Annotated in this window: 22 protein-coding genes; 4 read left to right on the forward strand and 18 right to left on the reverse strand. The window is 58.0% G+C overall.

The window, feature by feature from the left end; translation table 11 throughout:
- Window position 1: 1 nt before the first annotated feature.
- From D3P04_RS12050 to D3P04_RS12065, 4 genes are read right to left on the reverse strand one after another with little or no spacing between them, the layout of a single operon-like run.
- The gene (locus D3P04_RS12050) at window positions 2–475 is read right to left on the reverse strand and encodes a MarR family winged helix-turn-helix transcriptional regulator (protein WP_119749154.1); all 474 of its coding nucleotides are present in this window, start codon (window positions 473–475) and stop codon (window positions 2–4) included.
- Between the two features lie 3 nt (window positions 476–478).
- Window positions 479–1,321, reverse strand: coding sequence for a carbon-nitrogen hydrolase family protein (locus D3P04_RS12055; protein WP_119749257.1), 843 nt, complete (start codon window positions 1,319–1,321; stop codon window positions 479–481).
- 11 nt (window positions 1,322–1,332) lie between these two features.
- On the reverse strand, window positions 1,333–1,599 hold the full coding sequence (grxC, locus tag D3P04_RS12060) for a glutaredoxin 3 (protein WP_119749258.1): 267 nt from the start codon (window positions 1,597–1,599) through the stop codon (window positions 1,333–1,335).
- 40 nt (window positions 1,600–1,639) lie between these two features.
- Entirely contained in the window at window positions 1,640–2,371 is a 732-nt protein-coding gene (locus tag D3P04_RS12065; protein ID WP_232844986.1) for a ComF family protein, read from the reverse strand.
- Between the two features lie 40 nt (window positions 2,372–2,411).
- Here D3P04_RS12065 and D3P04_RS12070 point away from each other — a divergent pair, with 40 nt between their 5' ends.
- Together D3P04_RS12070 and hemH are read left to right on the forward strand one after the other, a co-directional pair.
- A complete protein-coding gene (locus D3P04_RS12070) occupies window positions 2,412–3,260 on the forward strand; it encodes a methyltransferase domain-containing protein (protein WP_119749158.1) in 849 nt (282 codons plus the stop codon).
- Window positions 3,257–4,285 (forward strand): ferrochelatase, encoded by a 1,029-nt coding sequence (gene hemH, locus D3P04_RS12075; protein ID WP_119749160.1) that lies wholly within the window; start codon window positions 3,257–3,259, stop codon window positions 4,283–4,285. The genes D3P04_RS12070 and hemH overlap by 4 nt, the downstream gene beginning before the upstream one ends.
- A gap of 53 nt (window positions 4,286–4,338) precedes the next feature.
- On the opposite strand, the gene D3P04_RS12080 is transcribed toward hemH, so the two are convergent.
- Window positions 4,339–4,992 (reverse strand): L,D-transpeptidase, encoded by a 654-nt coding sequence (locus D3P04_RS12080; protein WP_408634375.1) that lies wholly within the window; start codon window positions 4,990–4,992, stop codon window positions 4,339–4,341.
- Between the two features lie 216 nt (window positions 4,993–5,208).
- On the opposite strand from D3P04_RS12080, the gene dalA reads away from it, so the two are divergent.
- Window positions 5,209–5,724, forward strand: a complete 516-nt coding sequence (dalA, locus tag D3P04_RS12085; RefSeq protein WP_119749164.1) for a divisome-associated lipoprotein DalA — start codon at window positions 5,209–5,211, stop codon at window positions 5,722–5,724.
- A 79-nt stretch (window positions 5,725–5,803) separates the two neighbouring features.
- Here dalA and D3P04_RS12090 read toward each other — a convergent pair whose 3' ends face one another.
- The 8 genes from D3P04_RS12090 to acnA form a co-directional block, all read right to left on the reverse strand.
- Entirely contained in the window at window positions 5,804–6,319 is a 516-nt protein-coding gene (locus tag D3P04_RS12090; protein ID WP_119749166.1) for a L,D-transpeptidase family protein, read from the reverse strand.
- A 62-nt stretch (window positions 6,320–6,381) separates the two neighbouring features.
- Entirely contained in the window at window positions 6,382–7,605 is a 1,224-nt protein-coding gene (locus tag D3P04_RS12095; RefSeq protein WP_119749168.1) for a class I SAM-dependent RNA methyltransferase, read from the reverse strand.
- A complete protein-coding gene (locus D3P04_RS12100; protein ID WP_119749170.1) occupies window positions 7,602–9,446 on the reverse strand; it encodes an ABC transporter ATP-binding protein in 1,845 nt (614 codons plus the stop codon). Before D3P04_RS12100 ends, D3P04_RS12095 begins: the two co-directional genes overlap by 4 nt.
- Window positions 9,443–10,612, reverse strand: coding sequence for a CCA tRNA nucleotidyltransferase (locus D3P04_RS12105; RefSeq protein ID WP_119749172.1), 1,170 nt, complete (start codon window positions 10,610–10,612; stop codon window positions 9,443–9,445). Before D3P04_RS12105 ends, D3P04_RS12100 begins: the two co-directional genes overlap by 4 nt.
- A complete protein-coding gene (locus D3P04_RS12110; protein ID WP_232844987.1) occupies window positions 10,609–11,199 on the reverse strand; it encodes an NUDIX hydrolase in 591 nt (196 codons plus the stop codon). Before D3P04_RS12110 ends, D3P04_RS12105 begins: the two co-directional genes overlap by 4 nt.
- On the reverse strand, window positions 11,196–12,221 hold the full coding sequence (gene hslO, locus D3P04_RS12115; RefSeq protein ID WP_119749174.1) for an Hsp33 family molecular chaperone HslO: 1,026 nt from the start codon (window positions 12,219–12,221) through the stop codon (window positions 11,196–11,198). Before hslO ends, D3P04_RS12110 begins: the two co-directional genes overlap by 4 nt.
- A 117-nt stretch (window positions 12,222–12,338) precedes the next feature.
- Window positions 12,339–13,850: an argininosuccinate lyase gene (locus D3P04_RS12120; RefSeq protein WP_119749176.1), complete on the reverse strand. Its 1,512-nt coding sequence runs from the start codon at window positions 13,848–13,850 to the stop codon at window positions 12,339–12,341.
- Window positions 13,851–13,981: 131 nt separating this feature from the next.
- On the reverse strand, window positions 13,982–16,753 hold the full coding sequence (acnA, locus tag D3P04_RS12125) for an aconitate hydratase AcnA (RefSeq protein WP_119749178.1): 2,772 nt from the start codon (window positions 16,751–16,753) through the stop codon (window positions 13,982–13,984).
- A 275-nt stretch (window positions 16,754–17,028) separates the two neighbouring features.
- Here acnA and D3P04_RS12130 point away from each other — a divergent pair, with 275 nt between their 5' ends.
- On the forward strand, window positions 17,029–17,928 hold the full coding sequence (locus D3P04_RS12130; protein WP_182912822.1) for a DUF1223 domain-containing protein: 900 nt from the start codon (window positions 17,029–17,031) through the stop codon (window positions 17,926–17,928).
- A gap of 899 nt (window positions 17,929–18,827) precedes the next feature.
- Here the strand turns inward: D3P04_RS12130 and D3P04_RS12140 are convergent.
- Genes D3P04_RS12140 through D3P04_RS12160 form a run of 5 tightly spaced genes read right to left on the reverse strand, consistent with a single transcriptional unit; the run spans window position 18,828 to window position 24,909 of the window.
- A complete protein-coding gene (locus D3P04_RS12140) occupies window positions 18,828–19,190 on the reverse strand; it encodes a hypothetical protein (RefSeq protein ID WP_119749183.1) in 363 nt (120 codons plus the stop codon).
- 23 nt (window positions 19,191–19,213) lie between these two features.
- Window positions 19,214–21,040, reverse strand: a complete 1,827-nt coding sequence (locus D3P04_RS12145) for a TniQ family protein (RefSeq protein ID WP_119749185.1) — start codon at window positions 21,038–21,040, stop codon at window positions 19,214–19,216.
- Complete coding sequence (locus tag D3P04_RS12150) at window positions 21,037–22,053, reverse strand: TniB family NTP-binding protein (protein ID WP_182912823.1); 1,017 nt, start codon at window positions 22,051–22,053, stop codon at window positions 21,037–21,039. Before D3P04_RS12150 ends, D3P04_RS12145 begins: the two co-directional genes overlap by 4 nt.
- Window positions 22,046–24,217, reverse strand: a complete 2,172-nt coding sequence (locus D3P04_RS12155; protein WP_119749189.1) for a Mu transposase C-terminal domain-containing protein — start codon at window positions 24,215–24,217, stop codon at window positions 22,046–22,048. Before D3P04_RS12155 ends, D3P04_RS12150 begins: the two co-directional genes overlap by 8 nt.
- Complete coding sequence (locus D3P04_RS12160; RefSeq protein ID WP_119749191.1) at window positions 24,214–24,909, reverse strand: hypothetical protein; 696 nt, start codon at window positions 24,907–24,909, stop codon at window positions 24,214–24,216. The genes D3P04_RS12155 and D3P04_RS12160 overlap by 4 nt, the downstream gene beginning before the upstream one ends.
- Window positions 24,910–25,182: the final 273 nt, after the last annotated feature.

The raw sequence follows: 25,182 nt of genomic DNA on the forward strand, positions 1-25,182 counted from the left end.
GCTATTGGTTGCCGACATCCAGTCTGCGGCGAAGTTCCCGAAGGACGGGCAGCGCAAGGCGGACCCGCTCGGCGCCGATATCCTGCACGACCTCGGTGATGAGCGGCATGAATGAGGCGATTGCCGCATCGCGCGCCGCCCGACCCGCCGGACTGATCGACACGAATTTTCGGCGCGCATCGTCCCAGTCGGGACGAATATGGATATGCCCCGCCCATTCCAGACGCGACAAGGTGTTGGTCATGGCGCCGCGGGTAATATGAAACGCCTCGGCCAATTGGGCCGGGGTGCGTTCCTCATTGACATGGGAAAGCAGGTTCAGGACCGAGAAATGGGAAATCTGCATCCCCCGCGGCAGAGCCTGACTGATCAGGTTCCGCGATAGCTGATCCGCGATCAGAACTTCGGCGAACAGGCTGGCCGCCAGTCTGTCATTGCCCTTTTGGCTCTCGATATCGTTCTTTGTCGTTTCCATGTCTCATGGGCCTTCGAAAGGCCGGCCATGCCTGAGGGAGGGGATACGGGATCGTGCCCTGTCAACAGCTTGCAGGTCAAGGGAAACAAAACTCACGCCCGGAACAGTGCCGCCATTTGCCAGCACTTTCCCCCACGGATCGACCGCAAGACTGTGGCCGAAGCTCTGGCGGGGCTGACGATCCGGCGAATGGGGAGCGGGATGCGTGCCGCATTGCGCCGGTGCCAGAATGAAACAACCGGTTTCGATCGCGCGGGCACGCAGCAGCACCTCCCAATGGGCCTTGCCGGTGATGGTGCTGAAAGCCGAAGGAACCGTGATAAGCCGTGCGCCGGCCTGCGCAAGACGCAGATACAATTCGGGAAACCGCAGATCATAACAGATCGTCATGCCAAGCGGTTGCCCGGCAGCCTGCGCCAGGACGGCACGATCACCGGGCCGATAGGCAGCGCTTTCGCGGTATCGCTCGGTTTCGGAAATGGTGACATCGAACATGTGCAGCTTGTCATAGCGCGCCGTGATCTCGCCCTCGGGGTCGATCAGAAAGCTGCGATTGGCAAAGCGCTCATCTTCCGGATTGTCGCCTTTCAATGCCAGCGAGCCGATCAGCAGCCAGATCCCGGCCGCTCGCGCTTCGGTCCGCAGGGCCGCCAGGGTCGGATCCTCGGATTCCGGTTTCAGCATTTCCGTCTGTCTCGCGCGGTCGGGCGACAGAAGATTGGTGACTTCGGGGGTCAGCACCAACTCCGCCCCTCCGGCAGCGGCCTTGCGCAGAAGTGGAATCGTCTCGGCAAGATTGGCATAGGGATCGTCGCCTGATGTCAGTTGCAGCATCGCAACCTTCAGGACATCGGCAGTCATGCCACTGACCCGGCAAGCAGAGGATCAAGTTTTCCGTCACGTTCCAGCGCATGCAATTCGTCGCTGCCGCCGATATGCCTGCCGTCGATGAAGATCTGCGGGACGGTGCGGCGACCCATGGCGCGTTGCGTCATCTCGCTGCGCAATTCGGGCTGTGCGCCGACGTCGATTTCCGTGAACGAGGCACCCTTGCGCTGAAGCAGTGATTTGGCCGCAATGCAATAGGGGCAGGTTCTGGTGGTATAGATCTCAATCTTGGCCAGATCGGTCATGCTTTATCCCTTTCCGAGTAATTCTACTCATTTAATCATCCTTAAGCGCGCGTGCCAGAGACGCAACGGAGATCGTGCCGGAACCCGCGTCATGCAGCGCTTCGGCAGCGGCGGCAAGCGTCGCGCCCGAGGTCATCACATCGTCGATCAGCAGCACCCGCCGCCCGGCGAGATTAGATATCCATCGAGGATTGACCGTTATCGCATTGGCAATATTGGCGAAACGATCGGGAATATTGCGGTGGTCCTGCATCGGTGTGTGGCGTTTGCGCAGAAGCAGATCGGGAATGACAGACAATCCTTGTAATGCGGCCAGGTGGCGGGCAAGCAATGCGGATTGATTATAGCGGCGCTTGAACAGGCGGCGAAAATGCAGAGGCACCGGCGCGACGATCATGTCCGGCGTGATGATGGGGCGTGCGGCCTCGGATAACCATGCGCCAAGTACCGGTGCAAGATCCGGGCGATCCCGATGTTTCAGGGCAAGCAGCAATATGCGTCCGGTGCCGGAATAGACCAGCGCGGCCCGGCCCCGATGCCAGGGGCGGACAATGCGCAGGCAATCGTCGCAAAGACATTCCGTCGCGTCTTCCTGATTGTTTTCGGGCAATGGTGCGCCACATTTCAGGCAGGCGGGATCGGCGATGAAATGTGCGTCCTGCCAGCATTCCGGGCAAAGCGCGGCATGCGCCCGGGAATCCAGGCTGTTTTCGACGATTCGGCCACAAGCGGGGCATTGCGCCGGATATAATAGGCCCAACACGGCTTTTACCGGCCGATGAAGAAGCCTATCTATACTATCCATGAACAGTCCAAGACCCAATCCCGTCGTCCAGCAGCCAACCCTGACCGACCGCGACGCCCTGCTGCGGCAACGCAGGCGAGCGGCAGGCAGGGGACATGTCGATCTGCTGCATCGAATCGCTGCAGCGGAACTGAAGGATAGGATGGGTGAGATTAACCGAACGTTTCAAAGGCCCGCGATCGTGACGGGCTTTCCTGAATTCTGGTCAGCCGCGTTCCCGCATTTCCGCGTGATCCCTGACGATCCGGTGTTGAATCTCACCCCTGACAGCCATGATCTGATCATTCATGCCATGTCCCTACATTGGGCTGACGATCCGGTCGGGCAGATCGTGCAATCTGCGCGGGCGCTTGTAAAAGACGGGCTGTTTATCGCTGTTTGCTTCGGGGGCCAAACCCTGCATGAGCTTCGAGCCGTCATGGCTGCCGCCGAAACCGAGGTGACGGGCGGGCTTTCTCCGCGTGTTCTTCCAATGGGTGAGATCCGCGATCTGGGCGCATTGTTGTCGCGGGCCGGGCTGGCGCTTCCGGTGGCCGACCTTGTCGGGCAACGTGCGAGTTATCGTGATCTTGTTCATCTCGCCCGTGATTTGCGGGACATGGGCGAGTCCAATGCGATGACCAACAGGCTCAGACGGCCGACAAGACGCGAGATCTTTGCGCGGGCAGCGGCGATTTATGCCGAAAGCTTCCCGGACCGCGACGATCCGACCCGTATACAAGCAAGCTTCGATCTGGTTTTTCTGACCGGATGGGCGCCATCCGAAACCCAGCAGAAACCCTTGCGCCCCGGTTCGGCGCAGAAAAGCCTTGCAGATGCACTTGACGAGATCAGGAAAAACTCATGACGCCAGCAGATTCGCCCGCCGATCATCCCCGGATTCCTCCGGCAAAGACGGGAATTCTGATCGCCAATCTTGGAACGCCGGACGGGTATGATTACTGGTCGATGCGGCGATATCTGAACGAATTTCTTTCGGATAGCCGGGTGATCGATCTGCCGCGCTGGAAATGGCAACCGATCCTGCAAGGCATCATTCTGACCAGACGTCCGTTCAGTTCCGGCGCGAATTACAAAACCATCTGGAACGAGGAAAAGGACGAAAGCCCGTTGATGACGATCACCCGTGACCAGACCGAGGCGCTGCGGGCCCGGGCGGTCGCGGAATGGGGCAACGATGTGATGGTCGAATTCTGCATGCGCTATGGCAATCCTTCAACGCAGGAGGTTGTCGGGGGTATGGTGGAAGCCGGTTGTCGCCGGATCGTATTTCTGCCGCTTTATCCGCAATATGCAGGCGCGACATCTGCCACGGCGAATGACCAGCTTTTCCGCGCCCTGATGGAACAGAGGCGGCAACCTGCGGTCCGCACCTGCGAGCCCTATTTCGACCGGCCGGATTATATCGGCGCGCTTGCGGCGTCGGTCGAGCGGGCGCTTGACGGGCAAAAGCCGGTCAAGCTGGTTGCTTCCTATCACGGTATGCCCCGGCGCTACCTGATGCAGGGCGATCCTTATTACTGTCAGTGTCAGAAAACCTCCCGACTGTTGCAGGAGCGGCTGGGATGGGAAGACGGTATCATCGATACCAGCTTTCAGTCGGTCTTCGGACGCGAGGAATGGCTGCGCCCCTATACCGTCGAGCATGTCGCCGATCTGGCGCGGCAGGGATACCGGGATATTGCGGTCATCTCACCCGCCTTCGCTTCGGATTGCATAGAAACGCTTGAGGAAATCCAAGGCGAAATCCGCGAGGCATTCGAACATGCGGGCGGTGAGCGTTTCACATATATTCCCTGCCTTAATGCCGATCCGGAACATATCGATGTGATGATGAACGTCATTCGTGAAAATATTGCCGGCTGGGTCTGAAAACCGAAACGGGAGCCGGTCGGCCCCCGCATGGTATTCGTTGGCTGCTTGCGTCAGATCAGCAGAACCTGTGTGCCGATATTGGCAAAGCCGAACAATTCCTTGATATGTTCGTTATACAGCCCGATGCAGCCATTCGACGATTTGCGCCCGATCTTACGGGTGTCGTGGGTGCCGTGGATTCGATAATATTGCCAGCTTAGCCACAGGGCGTGGGTGCCAAGCGGGTTGTCTGGTCCCGGCGGCACGAAGTCGGGCCATGCGGGATTGCTTTTCTTCATGGCAGGTGTCGGTGCCCAGGACGGTCCCTCGACCTTTTTGATGATCTCTGTCCTGCCCAGCCGCGTCAGATCCTTGCTGACCGGAATCGATGACGGGTAAACGCGGTAGGTGTTGCCATCCTCGGACCAGAAATGCACCGCGCGCGAGGTGATGTCACACAGGATCGCACCATTGGTCAGGTTGGTGAAATACGGACGCCAGTCCTGAGTGCGGAAGCTTGAGATATTGTGCCGCTGGTCTCCTTCGTTGTCGTATTGAACCATACCGGCATCGGGGGTGGCACCGTTTGCCGCGTCATAACTCGGCTGACCGGTATTCGGGTCGAATTCCTGGGCGCGGCCCGGCAATGCCAGACCGGCGACTCCAATCGCGGCGGCCGAACCAAGAAAAGCCCGGCGGTTTAAGGCTGTACTGCTCATCAGCAAATATCCTCGTTCCTCTGACCGCTCTTTTCGGCGATCTCGTTACTACTTTGCCCAAACTGGTGATCGAGTATATAACGCTCCGGCAGATTTCTGCCAAATCAAACAGATGCGATAATTCCCATGCAGTTTACCCGCCGCGTTCACGGATTCTTGCGTTTGAACCAAGCCCGGCCATTCGGTAGATCTTGGACCCAGAGCAGACAAGGGACAGCATAAATGAAAAATATCAAGTTAATTCCAATAGTTGCGCTAATTGCGCTGGCTGCCTGTCAGCCGCGCTTGGCGCCGCAGCTTGGTCCGGACGGGCAACCGATGCCTGTTGCCTATAAGATTGATGCGCGTGAAGAGGCGGAAATTCCCAATCGAGTGTTGCAGCAGATCAACACTTTACGGGCCAATGTTTCGTTAAGCCCGATGACGCTCGACCCGCAACTGAATGCGGCGGCATTGGCGCATTCGCGTGACATGTCGGCCCAGAACCGGGCATGGCATTGGGGATCGGATGGTTCTTCGCCACTGGAGCGTGCGCGGCGACAGGGCTTTCAGGGAAATCTGATCGGCGAAAATATCTCGGAAACCTACGAGAACGATATTCAGACCTTGAATGCGTGGATGGCCACGCGCGACACCCGCGACGTGATCATGCATCCTGATGCGGTCCAATTGGGGATCGCGTGGTATCAGGAAACCTCGGGCAAGATCTGGTGGACTCTGCTGACCGGTGGAAACTGATCACCGGTACAGCAATCAGAATGCCCCGGTCGTTCTGCCGGGGCATTGGTATTCCGTTGCCGAGAACCCGACGATGATGTCAGGGATTGATGATGATCGGAACGCCGGTCGTGACCATTGCGAAGATCTCTTCGATCTCTTCGTCATTCACGGCAATACAGCCGGCTGTCCAATCTTGCTTCTGATCGGCGAGTTGCCGGCCCTCGGGACCCCAACCGTGAATGAAAATGTCACCGCCGGCTTTTCTGCCCAGACTTTCAGCTAATGCAACCTGCTCCGGCCGCGGATAGGAGACGCCGACCGACAGGTGATAGCGGCTCCGCGGGTTGAAGCGGTCAATGAAATAGAGGCCTTCCGGCGTCTTGCCGTCACCCTCGAACTGCTTGGTGCCCACAGGGGCGAAGCCCAACCCGACATCATAGGCCTTGAGAACGGTTGTACCGCTTAACAGGTAAAGCCTGCGCTTTCCCTTGTTCACGACGATCTGTGTAACCGGCGGACCGGAATAGGTTTTGAATCTGCTTTTTGGCTTGCCACATGCTGCCATGAAAGCCAGCACAGATAGCGCAACTGTGCGACGGGTTGCTCGATACATCACTGCCTCTGGATTCTTTTATGTTTTATATGAACTTAATATCATACTCGGAGGTGATTTGACTAGCGAAGTTGAAACTCGGCCACCGTTTCGACATGAGGCGACCAGCGGAACTGATCGACGACCTCGACCCTGGACAAGATATAGCCGCCGGAAGTTAAAATTTTCGCATCCCTTGCGAAATTCACCGGATCACAGGCGATGAAGGCAATTCTGGAAACCCCCGAATTCGCGATTTCCCGGGCCTGGGCTTCGGCTCCATTGCGTGGCGGATCGATCACAATCGCGTCAAATCCGCGCAACTCACCGGCCTGAAGCGGGCGACGGGCGAGATCGCGAATCTCGGTAGTGACCCGCTGCAACCCCTTGGCGCTTCGCCAGGCGGCATCCAATGCCTCAAGCGGTGCCGCTAGGCCCTCGACCGCATGAACCTGCGCGGTCTCGGCCAGCGGCAAGGTGAAGGTTCCGCAGCCTGCGAACAGATCGACGATCTTCCGGGCACCCGCTGTCATCCTGCATACCGCGGCGAGAAGAGCGGCTTCCGCTTCCGCTGTCGCCTGAAGGAACGCGCCGGGTGGCGGGATCAGCCGGCTACGCCCTATGGGCAGGGCAGGAGGACGGCGTGTGATGGCTTGACCATCCCAGTCGAGCCTTGCCAAATCCCCGGCTTCGCCAAGCTGCGCAAGATGATGAAACAGCACGGAATCCAGTGGCTTGCCGCCGGCGATGGCGACATCCAACCCTTCGGGTCCGTGAATGACGGTCATGCCAAGCTCTGCCGAGCGCGAGGCGCCTGCCGTGACGATCCGGCGCAGGATGGGCAATGCCTGCATGATGGCGGGATGCAGAACCTGACATTCCTGCAGATCGACGATGACACCGGATGCGCGCGCATGAAAGCCAAGCAGCGCCCCTTTTCTTGTCCTGCGTCCGGACAGAACCGCCCGACGTCGTGATCGTGGTGGCGAGACATGCGTCAGTTTAACCGGCGCCTCAAGCCCTTGTGCTGTCAATGCGGCTTCGACGATGCCGGTTTTCCAGCGGGAGGTGAACTCTTCCGACGCATGCATGAGCAAGCAACCACCGCAGGAACGATAATGCCGGCAAGCGGGCTTCACGCGATCGGGTGAGGGTGTCAGGATGCGCGGAGAGACGATCCGGCCGTCCCGCGCGTCCCCCTCGACATCTTCGCCGGGCAGGGTCAGGGCGGCAAGAGCACGTCGACCTTCGCTTATTGCGATGCCATCGCCGCGATGGCCAAGCCGGTCGATATGCCAAAGGCTCATTCGGCGGCCTCTTCAGTGCCCAGAAAACCGCCTGACTGCCGGTTCCAATAGAGTGCATAAAGGCCGGAATTTGCCAGAAGCTGTTCATGCGTGCCTTGCTCGATGATCTGTCCGGCATCCAGAACGACGATCCGGTCAAGCTCGGCAATGGTCGAAAGCCTGTGAGCGATCGCGAGAACGGTCTTGCCATGCATGGCGCGGACCAGTGCCTCCTGAATCTGTGCTTCGATCTCGCTGTCCAGGGCGCTTGTGGCTTCGTCCAGAACCAGTATGGGCGCATCTTTCAGAAAGGCGCGGGCGATGGCGATCCGCTGACGCTGCCCGCCGGAAAGTTTGACGCCGCGTTCGCCCAGATGGGCATCGTATCCTTTCCGCCCGGCATGGTCCTGAAGTTCAAGGATGAAATCATGCGCCTCTGCGGCACGGGCTGCGGCCTCGACTTCCGCCTGTGTCGCATCGGGGCGGCCATAAAGGATATTGTCGCGCGCCGACCGGTTGAACATTGCGGTTTCCTGCGTAACCATGCCGATCTGACGGCGCAGGCTTTCCTGGGTGATTTTCCGCAGGTCGGTCGAGTCGATGCGGATACTGCCGGACTCGACATCGTACAGCCGGAGCAAAAGCGCGACCAGGGTCGATTTTCCCGCGCCTGATGCGCCGACAATCCCAACCTTTTCGCCCGGCGCGATATGCAGGTTGATCCCCTGCAATCCACCCGATCCGCGCCCATAGGAAAAACTGACATCGCGGAACTCGATCCTGCCTTCGGTCAGAACTTTGGGTAAGGCCTCGGGATCGTCTGTCAGGCCGTGCGGAGACGAAAGCGTGTGCATCCCATCCTCGACCTCGCCGATACTGCCCCAGATTCCCATCATTGCCATACTGATCCAGCCGGTCATCTGGCTAAGCCTCATGGCAATGGCGCCCGCTGCGGCGATATCGCCCGGTGTGGCCAGTCCCTGCCGCCACAGGATGATGGAGCCGCCGATCAGGATCACCGGTAAAAGTCCGGCGATGAACATCAGCGAAACGCGAAATGAACTGCTGACGACGCCGAAATCCAGCGCACGCTCGCGAAATCCCGACATTGCACCTAATGCAGCACGATCTTCGTATTCGTCATGCGCGAATAATTTGACGGTCTTGATATTGGTGATCGTATCCACGACCTGACCGGTGATCATTGCCCGGGCGGATGCCCGAGCGCTGGATTTCGAGCGGATGCGGGGCAGAAAGAACCGGATCAGCCCGAGATAGGCCCCTAGCCAGATAATCAGCGTCACCGCCCCCCAGCCATCGACCGAAATCAGGAACACGGCCGAGCCCAGGACCGTGGCCAGCCCGAATGTCACCGCATTGATCAGTTCGACAGTGACATCGGTCACGGCACGCGCCGTCTGCATCTGTTTTTGCGCCAGCCTGCCTGCGAAATCGTTATCGAAGAAGGTGACGGAATGCCCCATCGTCCAGCGGTGCAGCCGCGACAGGACAAGCGGCAGGACATTGGGCCCGACGACCACGCCAGAACTCGCCGAGGATATGCCGAAAATCATCGGCCTCAACAGCAGGTAGAAACCAAGGAACGCCACGATCAGCAGGCCGTTATCGCTCCAGAGCGAGGCAGGGTTGCCGATGGCGACCGCGTCGATCACCCAGCCCAGCAGGACCGCTGCGAAAACATCTGCCACCCCCGCAAGCGCCGAGGCTACCGCCGCCAGCGCCAGTCCCGGCCATGCGCCTGCAAGGCACCAGCCGAAAAAGGCAAGCAGGCGCTGCGGAGGCGGGCCATCGGCGGGCTTGAAGGCATCGATCAACTGACCAAGACGGTAATACGGTTTCATTCGCCTGCTCCTGCACTCAATGCTGCCGCGACCAGTTCGGATTTGGTCAGGGCGAAGCCGCTGGCGATCCACCGGGTCTCGGCGGCCTGCAATGCGCGTCCCAATGCGGGGCCTTCAAGTTTCGGTTGCAGATCACGGGCACTGATCGGAAGTTTCGCCTTCGAGGCGCGGATAAGCTGATCCTGCCAGTCGGCGGGCAGTTTCACTCCTTTTGCTCCGACCAGAAGAATGTAATCCGTCGCGGCAGATACGCCAAGACGATATCCCGCCTCCTCCGGCGTCCAATCCGCGCCCAAAGCCCGCGCCAATGCTTCCTGTGCCCGCATCTCATCCTTCGATAACCGCAATTCGGCGCTGCACTCCCTGCCATTGCTCAGCGCGGCAAGGCGGCGGGGCCAGGATGGCGGAACCCGTTCGCGCGTTTCAATTTCGACCAGAGCGGCAATGGCGTCCGGCTGTGCATCAACCAGGATCTGATCAAGCACGCCGGTCTGCTTCATCAGCCTGATTGACGCGACGGGATCGGGCGCTGCCAGCAGTTTCCTGATTTCGCTGCCGATACGTTCGCGGGCGATACGCGCCAGTCCGTGTTTCAGTGCGGCGCAGGCGGCAACCGCTTCGGGCGAGGCCTCTTCTCCGTACCATGCAAGAAAGCGAAAGAATCGCAGAATTCGCAGATAATCCTCTTGAATTCGCTGCTCGGCTTGGCCGACAAAACGCAGCCTTTTCGCGGTCAGATCCGGCAATCCGCCAACCGGATCGATGACATGTCCATCCCGGTCGGCATAAAGCGCGTTCATGGTGAAATCGCGGCGACGGGCATCTTCTTCCAGACTATCCGAGAATGTCACGACCGCATGACGCCCGTCGGTTTCGATATCGCGGCGGAATGTCGTGACCTCGAAGCCCAGCCCATCCGCAATGACCGTAATCGTACCATGCTCGATGCCCGTCGGGACCGGTTTCAGCCCCGCATCGGCCGCCAATTGCGCGACCTGATCGGGCAGGGCATCCGTGGCGATATCGATATCGTCAACCGGCTGGCCAAGCAGCGCGTTGCGCACTGCTCCGCCCACCAGATAGGCACGATTTCCCCGCGCCTCGATCGCATCCAGAACCGCGAGCAGCGTCGGATCGCTCAGGATATCCGCGGGAAGACGGGTCATGATTGCAGCCTTCTGGCCAATCCCAGCAGGATACGTGCCGTCGCCCCCCACAGGTAATAGGGGCCATAGGGCGCTATGGGATAACTGCGCCACCCTTCCCGCCAGCGGCGTTGCTCGACGCGGTAGCTGGTCGGATCGCTGATATGCGCGAAGGGAAGAGTGAACACCTCTTCGACTTCGCCCGGCTCGGCGATGGGGGTGAACGTGCCACGGATGATCCCCAGGACCGGAGTCACGGAAAAACCCGTCACGGTCCGGTGAGAGGGCAGGGTACCCAGCAGATCAACTTGTGCCGGGTCAAGACCGACTTCTTCCTGCGCCTCGCGCAAGGCGGCGGCAATCTCGTCGCGGTCGCCCGGATCGACTTTGCCGCCCGGCAAGGCGATCTGTCCGGGATGGTGACGCAGCCCCGATGCCCGCTTGGTCAGCACCAGCCGCCCGTCATCCTCGTGAAACGCTGCCAGCACGCCGGCAGGCCGCAAAGGCACGTCCGGAGGCGTGACATCGTTCAGTTCGTAATCCGAACTTGGCTTTGCATTTCCTGTCAAAGCCCTGTGCAGCAGTTCTTCTGACCAGTTGGGCTTCACGTGCCGGTTCCATCGCTTCCGGGGTCGATCGGATCACCATTGGCATCGACCGTGGCCTCAAAACCAAGGCTGTTCGGGTCCAGTTCGTAATGTGCGCCGCAAAACTGACAATCGGCGGTCACGATGCCCTCTTTGGTGGTCATATGGGCGATATCCTTGGCCGAATAGATTGCCAATGTGTCGCGAACCCTGTCGGCTGTACAGGAACAGCCGAATTCGATCCGCTGAGGATCGTAGACGCGCGGGGTTTCTTCGTGGAACAGCCGCAACAGCAGATCGGTGGGCCCGACATTGGGACCGATGAGTTCCAGTTGCTCGACCGTATCCAGAAGCAAGTTGGCCCGGTTCCAATCCTCGGATTCTTCGCCTTGCAGAATATCTGCCGCCTCGATCAGCCCTTGTTCACCGCTCCCGCCGTCGGATTCCTCCATCGGTTGCGTCGGCAAGGTTTGCAGCATGATGCCTCCGGCGCGCCAATGCTCGGGCTGACCGGAAAGCTGCGAGCGCCCATAGGCCAGTGAAAACCGCGAGGGCAATTGTTCGGACTGGGCGAAATAGGTTTGCGCGCAGGCCGAAAGCGATCCTCCGGTCAGGGGGGTGATGCCCTGATAGGGCTGCATATCCTGTCCCTGATGGATCAGGATCGCGAAATATCCGTCGCCGATCTGTCCGAATGCCGGGCCGTCATCCAGTCTGTCTTCGTCGAAACTCGCCCAGGCGCGGATCCGGGCGGATTCGTCCTCACCTTCGGGGGCATAGTAATCTGCCGCGATCGTTCGGACCGCGCCGTTGCCGCGCACCTGCAGGCTTAGCTTCCAGCGCAGCTTGATCGTCGGGCCTATCAGGGCTGCAAGCAAGGCCAGTTCCGCGACAAGGGTACTGACCTGTGCCGGGTAATTGTGGCGCGACAGGATATGATCCAGCACGCCGTCCAGTCGCGCAATGCGGCCGCGGATATCCGAGCGGTCGAACTGGAAGGGCAGAACGGTGTCGTCCCAGGCGATCTGGTTGATTGTGTTCATGACAGATCCTTGAAATTGCATTTGGCCCGCGATTGCGGGCCGGGTTGGCGCTAATATATGCGTTTTTGCAGCAATCCCAAGGGGGAACCGGCGGCATTTCCCGCCGGCATCCCTGGATCACTTGGAGAGCAGGGCCGAGAATTCCTGATCCAGTTTCGCAAGTGCGGCGTCGATATGTCCGCGCCTGTCCGCAATCCATGTATCCTGTGCGGCGATGCGGTCTTGCGCGTCCTTGAGCATCCGTTCGATCTCGCTGGGCTGTGGTCCGCCTATGGTCGCGCGGTTCCCAATGATCGCGACAGGGTCCAGTGCAGCGCGGAATTCTTCTTCGCTCAGGGGGAGTTCCTGTGGATAATCCGTGTCCTTGACCGTTTCCGCATAGATGCGTTGCGCGTCGCTATAAGGAAAATCCAACGGGCCGATGCCCTCGTTCCGGGCATGGGTGACGATTTCCGAGGCGACATGATGGCCTTCGCGGAAGGGCAGGCCATGTTCCCGCATCAGGATATCGGCAACCTCCTGCGAGGCTGTCCAGTCGCTGTTCACCTCTTCCAGCGCCCGCTCGGAATTGATGACCAATGCGTTCAGTACCTTTTCGAACTCCCCCAGCGTGGCGATTGCGGCATCGACGATTTCGGAATTGTCTTCCACCTCCTTGGGATCGGGCATCCCGGGCGTCAGATTATGGGTCTGAAAGACCGGTCCGGTCGCGAGGGCAATCGTCCGCGAGGCCGCGCTGCGGGTACCGTTCAGCAGGCCCGGATTCCGTTTCTGCGGCATTGCGGAGGAAACATAGGTATTCCCGTCGCCTTCCTCGAGCAGGATCCACGGGCGCGTCTGGGCATATTGCGTCATTATGTCTTCAATGAAATTGCCGGTATGAAGCGCGATGGAGGTGACGATCTGCGCCACCTCGACCGGCTGGTCCATCGACGAAATCTGCGAGGCGTCATAGGCGTTGTCCACCAATGCGGCAAAGCCCAGATAATCCGCCATGCGCTGCCGGTTCAAAGGCCAGCTTGTGCCATTCAGAACCGTTGTGCCCATAGCCGAGCGGTCGATTCGTGCATAGGCTTCACGGATGCGCTGGGCATCGCGGTCAAGCCCGGCGGCATGTCCCAGAAGGTAATGCGCAAAACTGTTGGGCTGCGCCGCGACGCCATTGGTGTAATTCGGAACGATGGTGTCTTTGTGCTCGGCCGCAAGCCCGATTATCGTGGCGGACGTCTTGTTTAACTGATCCGCGAGTTCCAGCAACTTGTCGCGCTGAATCGCCGCGCGGTAAGTGGCGTGCATGTCCTGACTGGAGCGTCCGGCGTGAACCAGTGTGACCTCGAGCCCGCCCGCCTCGATCCAGAGCGGCTCGAATTTGATGACCGCGCTGGGGCGTTCTCCATCGGGTTGATTGCCCGCGTCGATGACCTCTTGCAACGCGCTGGCTATTCCGGGCGTGTCCTCTTTCGGCAGCAGACCTTCATTACTGTTGATGATTATGCTGGCCTTGTTGATTTCTCCCAGCCAGAAGAACTCATCGCGTTCCTCGGCCTGTGCGATAGAAACGCCGCCGGCCAACGCGCTCCCCATTGCGAGCGACCGGACCAGTATCGACAGGTTGCGCTGTTGGATCATTTTCTTCCCCTCTTCCCATTTGCGCCACAAGGATCACATGGAAGTGAGCGGGGTAACAATTGTGGTTTACCACAAGAAAAAGCGGCCTCCGATATCTGTATCGGAGGCCGCCATTACAAATTTCCGGCAGGTCAGGACGCGGCGAGATTGCGCAGCACGTAATGCAGCACGCCACCATTCTTGAGATATTCGATCTCGACCTCGGTATCCACGCGAGCCTTGAGCTGGATCTCTTTCGTGGTGCCGTCGGCATAGGTGATCGTTGCCGGAACCAGTGACAGAGGTTTGAAATCACCTTCCAACCCGGTGATCGTCACCGTTTCGTCGCCGGTCAGTTTCAGCGTCTTGCGGGTGTCGCCATTGGTGAATTCGAATGGAACGACGCCCATTCCGACCAGATTCGAACGGTGAATACGCTCGAAGCTTTCCGCGATCACGGCTGTCACGCCCAGCAGATTGGTGCCCTTGGCAGCCCAGTCACGCGATGAACCGGCGCCATATTCCGCGCCACCGATCACCACCAGCGGAGTGCCTTGTTCGGCATAGCTCATGGCAGCGTCGTAAATTGCGGCCTGCTGACCGTCCGGCCCCTTGGAATAGCCGCCTTCGACGCCATCCAGCATCTCGTTCCTGATGCGGATATTGGCAAATGTGCCGCGCATCATCACCTCGTGATTGCCGCGGCGCGAGCCATAGGAGTTGAATTCCCGTGCGGGAACCTGACGTTCGGTCAGGTATTTCCCGGCCGGCGTATCAGGCTTGAAGGAGCCGGCGGGCGAGATGTGGTCGGTGGTGATCATGTCACCCAGCAGCGCGAGGATGCGGGCGCCACTGATATTGCTGATGGTTCCGGGATCTTTCGACATGCCCTGGAAATAGGGCGGGTTCTGGATATAGGTCGATGTCGGCGGCCAGTCGTAAGTTTCGCTGTCGGTGACTTCGACAGCCTGCCACCGTTCATCGCCCTTGAAGACATCGGCATATTTTTCCTGGAACATCTCACGGGTAACGATGGACTCGACCAGTTCGGCAACCTCTTTCGTGGTCGGCCAGATGTCTTTCAGATAAACCGGGTTGCCGTCTTTCGACGTGCCAAGCGGTTCCGTCGTCAGGTCGATATTCATGTCTCCTGCAAGCGCATAGGCCACGACCAGCGGCGGCGAGGCCAGATAGTTGGCGCGCACATCCGGCGAAATCCGGCCCTCGAAATTGCGGTTACCGGACAAGACCGAGACGGCGACAAGATCGTTGTCGTTGATCGATTTCGAGATTTCCGGCTGAAGCGGGCCCGAATTGCCGATGCAGGTGGTGCAGCCGAATCCGACAAGGTTGAAGCCGATGGCATCCAGATCCTCTTGCAGCCCGGCGGCCTCAAGATATTCCTGAACGACCTGCGAACCCGGCGCCAGCGAGGTTTTCACCCAGGGCTTCCGGTTCAGTCCCAATTCCCGCGCCTTACGGGCAACCAGTCCGGCGGCCATGAGCACATAGGGGTTCGATGTATTGGTGCAGGAGGTGATCGACGCGATCACGATTGAACCGTCGTGAAGCCTGTAATCCTCACCCTCTACCGTGCCGTCCTTATAGCCATCGTGATGGCCCGGCAGATCGTTGGGGGTGGGTGCGCCACCTTCGGCATTCCATCTGCCGGTGGCGGTACCGGTGGGTTCGGGCAATTTGCGGGTGTCGCAGATATATTTGCGGAACGCAGAAGCGGAAGCGGTCAGCGGAACATGGTCTTGCGGGCGCTTCGGCCCCGAGATCGCGGGCACGACATCGCCCTGATCAAGTTCCAGCGTCGAGGAATAGACCGGATCGTAATCCTTGCCGCGCCAGAAGCCGTTCTCCTTGGCATATGCTTCGACCAGCGCAATACGATCCTCGTCGCGGCCGGTCTGGCGCAGGTAACGCAGGGTTTCATCGTCAATCGGGAAGAAGCCACAGGTCGCGCCGTATTCCGGTGCCATATTGGCGATGGTGGCGCGGTCGGGCAGGGGCATATTGTCCAATCCGTCGCCATAGAATTCCACGAATTTGCCGACTACGCCATGTTCGCGCAGCATCTGCACGACTTTCAGCACAAGGTCGGTTGCCGTAACGCCTTCGCGCAGGGAACCGGTGATCTTGAAGCCCACGACCTCCGGGATCAGCATCGAGATCGGTTGCCCCAGCATCGCCGCTTCGGCCTCGATCCCGCCGACGCCCCAGCCCAGCACGGCAAGGCCGTTGACCATGGTCGTATGAGAGTCGGTGCCGACCAGAGTATCGGGATAGGCGACTTCTTCGTCGTTCTGGTCGGTATCGGTCCAGACGGTCTGCGCCAGATACTCAAGATTTACCTGATGGCAGATGCCGGTTCCGGGTGGGACCACGCGGAAGTTCTGAAACGCCTTCTGACCCCATTTCAGGAACTGATATCGTTCGATATTGCGTTCGTATTCGCGTTCGACATTGAACTGGAAAGCGCGGGGGGTGCCGAATTCATCGATCATGACCGAGTGGTCAATGACCAGATCGACCGGGTTCAGCGGATTGATTTTCTGCGCATCACCGCCAAGCGCCTTGATGCCGTCGCGCATCGCGGCAAGGTCGACAACCGCCGGAACACCGGTGAAATCCTGCATCAGCACACGGGCAGGGCGATAGGCGATCTCTCGCGGGTTCTGACCACCCTTTGCGGCCCATTCGGCAAAGGCCCGGATATCGTCCTGACTGACGGTGCGCCCGCCATCTTCGAACCGGAGCATGTTCTCCAGCACCACCCTGAGCGATGCCGGAAGTTTGGAAAAATCGCCAAGTCCGGCGTCGGACGCGGCTGTAATGGAGTAATAGGAAACCTCTTTCCCGCCAGCTTTCAGCTTGCGGCGGGTCTTGGAGGTATCGGTTCCGGTCTGGATGGGCATCAGGGCCTCCCTGTCTGCGAAATGGATGGGTCGGGCATGAGTCTCACCCTGCTTTGCCTGAAGCAAAAAGGTTCTGCAAGGGTAATGCACCTCAATTGTATGCAATGGCATGCCATAATCTGACGGCTTGCTCAATAGCCCTGAAGCATGCACTTGTCCATAATCAGGTGACTGGGCTAACAAAGCATTGATTTGGTGTTGGCCGCCACATGGGTCTATGCATGGAGATGAGATCTGATCAAGCGGACCCGAAGATGCGCATAGGCACCAGCAGAATGTTTCTGGCCGTCCTGTTTGCCGGGACGATAGGTGTACTGCCCCTGTCCGCCCAGCAACCGACCGTGCCCGATGACCCGGAGGCGCCGCTGATCACGGCGCCGACTGATCCGGGCCGGTCCGCGCCATCATCCGACAGGCAATATGAAATGCCCGAATCGGCAGGGTTCAACAGTTTCGCCAGCGGAGATGCGCCCCCGCCGCCTCTGGACAATTTCAATCCCTCGACATCGCCAATCGTCGTTGAACTGTTCACGTCGCAAGGCTGTTCCTCTTGCCCCGCCGCCGACAATATGCTGAGCGCATTGGCGGATGACCCGGGCGTGCTGCCATTGTCGCTGCACGTGGATTACTGGGACTATCTTGGCTGGGAAGACAGTTTCGCGAGCCCCGAATTCACCAGCCGGCAAGAGGCATATGCCCGTGCCGCAGGCGAACGTTCGGTCTACACGCCGCAACTCATCATTGATGGACAGGATACCGCCGTCGCGCCCGGTCCGGCGCAGCTTGCCGGGCTGATCGACGCGCATCGGGTTACACCGGCGCTCGTCAGCCTGAACCGCGAAACCACGCAACAGGGCGACAGTATCGAGATCGTGCCGCTGTCGGAACTGGCGAATCCGGTTGATGTTCTGCTGGTCAGCTATGTTCCCAGCCGGACCGTCGAGATCAAGGCCGGCGAGAATCGCGGGCGCAGCATGAATTATGTCAATGTAGTTCTGTCGATTGACAAGCTTGCCGACTGGGACGGCAGAACGCCGCTTCGGCTGAATATACGCCAGGAGAAGCAACCCGAAAGAAGCAATCCTAAAGATACCAGGCATGTCATCCTGGTGCAGGAGGATCTTGGGGGACAGGAAATCCCGGGTCAGATTATCGCAGCCATTACTTTGGATTAAACCCGGGGCGCGCGCTATTCCCTGCGAAAAATGCCAGCAGCCGGAACTCCCCTGTGGAGTTCTTGCCCGAAGCCGTTGAAACCAAGTAAAGGATAGCCGACTGACATGAATGTCGGACATTAACGAAATTTCTCACCTTCAGCTTCGCAGTGCTGGCGCATCTGATCGATCCAACGATCGAACCAAACCCAATTCCCATAGTCACCGATGCACCCGGAACCCTTGCCCGGGTTTTTCGCATCGAGCTGTTTCCATAGCTGCGTATGGTCATGCATGCGGAATTTCGGGAAACCTGCCGCTTGCATCTTCTCCACCACTTTGTTGGGCGGATACCGTCTTCAACGTGACAGACTGAGCGGCGCGGATTTCTGAAAATCGGGCGTTTTCCGAGTGCGTTTAGATCCGATTTCCTTCGCTTTATAGCAGATAGGAAATATTTATAAATAATATCAGTATCTTGATGGTGATGCGGGAAGAGGCGCTTGTTACCTTTTTGTAATTAGGTTCAGAAGGAAATGTATAATAAAAACAAAGATATATCTATGTAGTAACAAGGTAACAACGGTTGCATCGCTTTTTACAGCTTCCCGGTCATGTGCGGCACCCTGTTTTCCTGCTTCGTTTGGTTGCGTTCTTCGTGGTAGACCCGTGGTAGCCACGCAAAGAAAAAGGCTCAGGCAGTTTTGCCTAAGCCTCTGTTAGGTGACACATAAGTTGTCCATTGGCGAGTTGATAAGCCATTGTAATCATTCAACAGCGCACCTTTTTAGTGACACCATTTTGGCCATTGGCGACAATATTTTTGTCCATTTTTGACGGGTTACAATGTCTGACTGCATATAAAAAGGCACCGCCGGTGAAGCGGTGCCAATGCGGTTTTGAAATTTGACGGTCGCAGGTTACTGCGATGGAAAAACAGGCAGCGCTAGTATGGCTACCATGGTCCACAATTGGACGGCTAAGTAAATTGATATGACGAATATGCCAAATCCGAGCGCGACACCTATTATCATTCCCGATGTCCGACCCTTCTTGGTCACACCTGGAACTATACCGCCAAATATCCAGCTCGCGAGTGCAGCCACACCAATCGCGGTCACGCCAATACCAAAAATAAGCGCCTGGGTAGAATCGGTGGCGTCATAGGCTCGAAGGCCAAGAACACCGATACCGAACCAACGCCAAATTTTCCAAAGTTCATCAATGATTTTTCGGAGCGATTGCGCACCAGTCTCCAAGGCGTTCCAGTAATTTTCACTCATCTCTATACGACCTAAGTTTTAGTTCATTTGTGTGAAGATGGGAGCACCAGCCTTCCCACATGCTCGGACGGGCGCACCACCTCCCGCAGGAAAATCTTGTTGAGGTTCGGCGGGAAATCAATCGGAATGATCCCTTTTCGTTCCAGCCTGCGTGCAACATGGTTGGCCTGGATGCGAGCTTCGGCTGCAAGAGCGCCGAGTGAAACGTATCGGTTTGCAAAGGCATTGACATCAGCCTTTGCGATCAACCTGCTATGCCGCCGTCGGCGCTCGTTCCAGTATCGGCGAGTTGGCAAATATCCTTGGCGTATGAGCCACGCGATTGTTTGGGTGTTGAGGTGAAGCACTCGTCTGGTTTGATCGATGGTCAGTTGGTTTGGGGGGATGGGTTCTTCGGGGCCGTGCACGAGATCGCGGAGCTCGTCGCGATTGACATAAAGATCGCACATCCGATGATTGCCCGCTTCTTGCCCGACGAATGCGATCTTGCCTTCGGCAACCATTGCCAGAATTTCTTCACATGGGACGGAAACGATGCCAGCGGCAGCGGTGATACGAGAGCAATTCGGTGGCCGTTGATGCACAATTTGTGCGTGACTAAATATCGTGTGCCGTAGGTGATCAAGCTCCTTAATGTCAAACAGATCCGCCACGTTCTCACCGCTGAACGCCGGAAGCAGGCGACCGATATGTTTGAGCCGATCGAACATGTCTGGAGAAACCCCCATCCGCTTCGCCGCCTTTACCCTGGGGAGGCAGGACGTGATCCTGGAGAGCAGCGGGTCAATGGCCTCGACGCCGAGGCCCTGGCCGTCTTTGATCAACGTCTTGAGCAAACGATCCGTGCGAGACGTGTTTAACCCATAGGCGGCAGCTGCACTTTTCACGGAATGGTATCGACGCTCTTTGCAGATCTGCCCTAGCAGACTTGTCCCCGCAGGAATCGACTGATGGGTAAAAACGAAATCAGCCATCTCCTGCAAAACCCGTTTGTATCGATGATCGCCTTTGGCCTTGTCCAACCAACGCCAGAGATTCCCGAAGGCAGTGTAGTAGCCGGGCCGCTGGGACGGACAGGCTTCCCATATCTCTCTGATTAGAGGTTCGAGCCGTGCGTTTGTTGCCGCAAGACGCTGAAACGCGACCTCTGTAGCAGTGGCCAGCTGCTCGCTGTCGAGTTGACGAGGCGCTGCCGCCGCACCGAAACACAATGCGGTGCCAGCCTTTTCGCAGAGCTGGGTGACCACGCTGACCTCCAACTCATCAAACCAATGTCTCGGCCTCTGATACGCCAGGCGATGCAATAGCCAGGATTCGAAACGGTGCGATCGGACGACCGTGGTAGCCGCCGCCTGCTGGATGATTTCGAAGTTTCTTTCAACAATCCGCGCAAAATCCAGCGCATAGTGCGGCGCAGGAGGGCTCGGTAGTGTCATGATCGGCACGCTATGATGTGGGCAGGTCCGAAGCTGATTCAACTGCCAATGGGCCCTGCAGTATCGTTCAAGAGTACCACCGCGATCATGGTCTTCCAGGACACAAAGCGGACAGAGACGTATTTCGCACCGATTTACCATCGGGCGATCCAAAAGATGACCACGAAAGCTGAACCGACCTTCCGGGCGAGGCGCAAAGGATTCGTGCAACAGGATGGCCCCATCCGCGTCAATGATATCGGCGAATTGTTCGATTTCTGTTGGTCGCCCCCGACGAAAGAGAGGCCAGTTGATTCCTAAGTCGAGTAAGCAGTCTGACACGTTGGAGATGCCAAGCTTCATGGCAATACGTGAAGCGACGCCGATTGCCGGCTCAGACGGCTGTGGTGCCAATGAGAGAGCGAGATTGGTCATCGCTTGCGGCCCTTCTTTTTGGGTTCCGGGTCTTCATCGTCCGGAATTTGACCCAGCAGAAGCAGACGCGCGTTGATTGAGGTATAGTCCTCGCGAAGGAAGGGGTTGAAATCCGGCATGCAACCAGACCGTCGGGCGAATGCCTGAACAAAACATGTGTGATCCAGCTTCTGCTTGCCGTTACGCAGAGCATTTTCAACAGCAGATAGAAGCAACTCGACAGTCAGCCCAAATTCTCCGGCCGCAGCATGGACCAACCGTCGGATGAATGCTTTGTCTTTCAGATCGGGCGCGATGTCGAGATCGGTTGTTTTAGCGTAGCCAGCTACCATCTTCATGATCGGTAATGCGTCCAATGCTGGGTCAAGTTTTGAAAAATGAACGGGCGTGAACCGCCGAGTCAGTTGCGTGTCCATGTTGATCAAGTCTCGAAGCTGCGGCATGCCGCTCAGAATGATGCTAACCGGCCATTTGGGATTCTGCGTCAACGCTTTGAGCGTGTTTATCATTGCCTGCATTTCGCGGGTATTCTGATTGATATAAAAGTCCTGGGCTTCGTCGAAATGTAGGACGAGTGTTTGCCTGAGTTGCAGGTTATTGTGGACCAGATCCCAGATGACGGCAGACGTCCGGTCCCGGCGAAGGGGATAGCCTAGCACATTCAGGCAGGCCAGACCCACGAATTTGACGCTGGCCGGTGACGGCAGGCTGAGACTGACCGCTTCGGCTTTCTCGACCCCCGGCTGCAAGGTTTGCAGATCCGGGTGCGTCGCGAATAGCCGCCTTACAGCCGTCGTCTTGCCGGATCCTGAATCACCGATGACCGCGATCCCGTGCGCCTCGTTCTGGCTTCCGATCTCCAGATCGGCGCGTCGATGATTCAGCAATGTCGTGAAGCTCTCTTGTAGTTTCCGATAATAGCGATGTGCGAAAAAACGCGCTCGGAGTTGCGCAAGGGCGCGATCAATATCGTCTACGCCTGTGGCGGCCGTTGCGGCGATCTTGTTACTCATCGTCAAATCCCCATTCACTGGCATCGTTTTCGGTGTTGATCTCGGTGTATGTCTCAGCATCCGATGCTGTGCATTTTGTGGACTCCGCTGCCGGAGTTGCGTCTACTTCCGGAAGTGTGATCCGGTGTCCGAAGAACCCCTCGGCGGGGGTTTCCATGATCGCGGGTCCAGTTCTGAAGCTGGTGCCATTGAATAAATTTGCCTGGATAGCCTTGATCTGCTTATAGGACGGCTCTCCCGGCAGGACGCCAGCGCGTATGCGGGAAGCTTTATCCATGGCGCAGATTTCCTCGATCGCCTGTGTCCGGATCGGCTCTGTCAGCTCTGCCTGGTGGGCATAATGCTGCATGATCGCTCGGAACTTTTCGGTCCACTCGCTGAGCGAAACACCGTAGAGTGGCGTCGCGGAGACGGCCTCCGCGGTCTCCCATCGGCCGTTGATCTCGATGGAGATTGCACCGATATCGGCTGGATCAGCCTTGACGCGAACCGGTGCCTTTCGGCCCTGGGACCAGAGTTGGCGAAGTGCATTGCAAGAATAATGATGCGAAAACAACTCGATACCTTTTTTCGAGGGCGTGCGCGTGAATTCGACACCCAAAGCTGCTCGCAAAGTGTGGATATCGGCAGGTTCCGTCACCGCGAACTGGTCCTCGAGTTCGCGCCAGCGATTAGCCGGCGACTGGCCATTGAGACCGCGATGCGGGCGATTGTGATAGTAATCAATAACATAGAGCGACAGGATGCGCGCCAGGTCTTCGTCATCCAGCGCCGCCCGGTCCTCGGTCGGATAGTCGCCCCGTGCTACGGGATTTGGGAACGTTCGCCCGGAAAGATAGGGCGTCAGGTTCTGGCTGAGGTTGCCGAAGAATCTCTCTTCGTGAGCCCGAAGTTCCGGGATCGCGACGGGCGGGAACAGCATCGTGGCGCCGATACTGTTGACCCCCGCCATGAAATCGCCGGAAACAAACGCTGATCCTGTATCTGCACAAACGATAGAGAAACCTGAACAGAAAGACCAACTGCTTCGTGCGCCAATAGCCCGCGCATAGTCGGTCTTGTCGACCGACGCCATGCGGAGGGCCTTCATGGCAGCCTCGGCGCTCGGCCGTTCCACCACGAGAAGCGCCAAGATGCAGCGGGTGGCACAATCAATGATTGCGTAAAGATATCTTCGACCTTTGGGAATTCTCGCGCGCATTTCTGGTGGGAGTGCCTTCATCAGGCCTAGGCGAGAGAAATAAGTCCATAGATCGACCCACCACTCATCTATCTCTATACGCTCTCCCGGAAACTGCGCCATTTCCCGAATGCCGAGCCCGCTGCACGAAAATTTTTTCCGCGCCGCGTCGACACCCTCTCGTAAGGCCGTCATTTCGAACTGGTCTAACCCGGCGATGCGCCGTTCGATGGTACGCAGGCATGGGATTGTCAGCGCTGACAGCCCTTTCTCGAGTCGAGCCTTGCTAACTCGTTTGATCATTTTCCGAGTGTTATCGGCCACGGTCCTGACATTGCTGCCACCCTCTTTCCCGAACTCCCGGATTCCCTGTTGCAGCAACTCCTCGACCTCGGGTTCGAAGTGGCTGCTGGCTTTGCCAGGCAGCTTATTGTGCATGAGAACACGCAGATCGAAATTTGCGCGAACAAACTTTCGATAAACGCGGCGTATCGAGCGGGTGGATGGCGCCAAGGGAAGGGTAACGTAATCCCCAAATCTCGGGTGGCGTCCGGGAAACTGCTGATTTGTGAACGCTTCGGCGAGACTCGGCAGTATCTTGGCGAGGGCTTCCTCAAGCCCTTTATCGGTGAATGTCAGTTCTCCCTTGGCCTCCAATTCATGGAGGGCGCAGAGCACACGTCCCGTGAATGTGATTTTCGCACGAGCTTTCGGTGTTTGTAGCGTCAGATCAGGAGGATATGTCGATATGCCTGTACCGACTGCTGGGGGTGGGGCGTACCGCCAGCGGCCGTGCTGACGGAGAAGCGCGATATCCTCCCAACTGAAATGTTCCACGGTTTCAGGCAGGTCGAGGCGCCGTAGTATAGTTCCGCGATAATCTGTTGCCTCCGGCGAATAGGCGATTTCGTCGATCTTGACGGTCGAACCTGGTTGCAGGGATCGCATGATCGGACGGGAGGTCGGCATGGAGTGAAAAGTCATGCTGCCCTCGCTTTCACCAGCGAATTTTGGCTGATGATGCCCTCGCTTATAACCTGCAATTGGCCGTGAAAGGCGGCACGGAAGGCGGCGCGATAGCCGCGCCCAGCCAGTCCGGTCAGGCGGGCCAGATCATTCATTTTAATGATGCCATGGATTGACCCGAGTACACGCTCAAGTGCGTTGTCTGCTTCTCGGTCGAGATGTTTGCTGAACTCGACGTATCGCAGGGCATTTTGAGCTTGAGCGCGCGTGAAATCCTGATCGGTGATGAGGATCAGATCGTCGGCCAACTCATCCGGAAGATGTCGTTTCACGGCCGCTAGGGTTTCCCGGAACTTCGCAGTAACCCTTTCGGCTGGCTTCACGGCGATGGCCAGCTTTCTACCATCCTCGAGTATGGCCAGCATGTCGACATGGTGTTTTCCAGATTTGCCCATGGCATCGACGAATGGAACTTCGAAGGGCTGCTCGATCAGATCGACGAAATTGGCTAGCGTGGCAGTCATCTGGATCGTCAGCAGTTCCAGCAGGCTCTCGAACTGGACACGAATCCTGCGTCCATCGGATTTCCGCGTGATCCAGGTCCAACCTCGGCAGCTGAACCGGGAGCGCATCGCGACTTTGCGCGTCGCGCGAGACATGAGGGGTAGGGTAACGCCGGAGATTTTCTCCGCGCATTGATTGGCATCCATTGTGCCTCTCCTAGATAAATTCTTCCATGCGCAGGCGCTTCACGACCCGCGTTTTATGTTGACATGGACGTTAAAAGAGAGGATCAATGACAGTAGGTATTGTGGGTCACTGATCCTCACGGAAGGGCTCGGGTGGTGGAACTCCCGAGCTTTTCTCGTTTATGCTGACATGCTGTTCTCCTGTTCAAACATCAGTGGATGATTCGGTTACTTCATTGGGCGGCAATAAATCGTGTATTTCGACGCCAGCGTGCCGCGCCAGCGCAGACATGA

Origin of the sequence: Paracoccus onubensis (genome assembly GCF_003591515.1) — a bacterium.
Classification (GTDB): Bacteria; Pseudomonadota; Alphaproteobacteria; order Rhodobacterales; family Rhodobacteraceae; genus Paracoccus; species Paracoccus onubensis.

Coding starts and splice junctions, on each gene's coding strand:
- D3P04_RS12050 (WP_119749154.1), bottom strand. CDS start 475: ATGGAAACGACAAAGAACGATATCGAGAGCCAAAAGGGCAATGACAGA.
- D3P04_RS12070 (WP_119749158.1), top strand. CDS start 2,412: ATGAACAGTCCAAGACCCAATCCCGTCGTCCAGCAGCCAACCCTGACC.
- hemH (WP_119749160.1), top strand. CDS start 3,257: ATGACGCCAGCAGATTCGCCCGCCGATCATCCCCGGATTCCTCCGGCA.
- dalA (WP_119749164.1), top strand. CDS start 5,209: ATGAAAAATATCAAGTTAATTCCAATAGTTGCGCTAATTGCGCTGGCT.
- D3P04_RS12090 (WP_119749166.1), bottom strand. CDS start 6,319: ATGTATCGAGCAACCCGTCGCACAGTTGCGCTATCTGTGCTGGCTTTC.
- D3P04_RS12095 (WP_119749168.1), bottom strand. CDS start 7,605: ATGAGCCTTTGGCATATCGACCGGCTTGGCCATCGCGGCGATGGCATC.
- D3P04_RS12100 (WP_119749170.1), bottom strand. CDS start 9,446: ATGAAACCGTATTACCGTCTTGGTCAGTTGATCGATGCCTTCAAGCCC.
- D3P04_RS12105 (WP_119749172.1), bottom strand. CDS start 10,612: ATGACCCGTCTTCCCGCGGATATCCTGAGCGATCCGACGCTGCTCGCG.
- hslO (WP_119749174.1), bottom strand. CDS start 12,221: ATGAACACAATCAACCAGATCGCCTGGGACGACACCGTTCTGCCCTTC.
- D3P04_RS12120 (WP_119749176.1), bottom strand. CDS start 13,850: ATGATCCAACAGCGCAACCTGTCGATACTGGTCCGGTCGCTCGCAATG.
- acnA (WP_119749178.1), bottom strand. CDS start 16,753: ATGCCCATCCAGACCGGAACCGATACCTCCAAGACCCGCCGCAAGCTG.
- D3P04_RS12130 (WP_182912822.1), top strand. CDS start 17,029: ATGTTTCTGGCCGTCCTGTTTGCCGGGACGATAGGTGTACTGCCCCTG.
- D3P04_RS12140 (WP_119749183.1), bottom strand. CDS start 19,190: ATGAGTGAAAATTACTGGAACGCCTTGGAGACTGGTGCGCAATCGCTC.
- D3P04_RS12145 (WP_119749185.1), bottom strand. CDS start 21,040: ATGACCAATCTCGCTCTCTCATTGGCACCACAGCCGTCTGAGCCGGCA.
- D3P04_RS12150 (WP_182912823.1), bottom strand. CDS start 22,053: ATGAGTAACAAGATCGCCGCAACGGCCGCCACAGGCGTAGACGATATT.
- D3P04_RS12155 (WP_119749189.1), bottom strand. CDS start 24,217: ATGACTTTTCACTCCATGCCGACCTCCCGTCCGATCATGCGATCCCTG.
- D3P04_RS12160 (WP_119749191.1), bottom strand. CDS start 24,909: ATGGATGCCAATCAATGCGCGGAGAAAATCTCCGGCGTTACCCTACCC.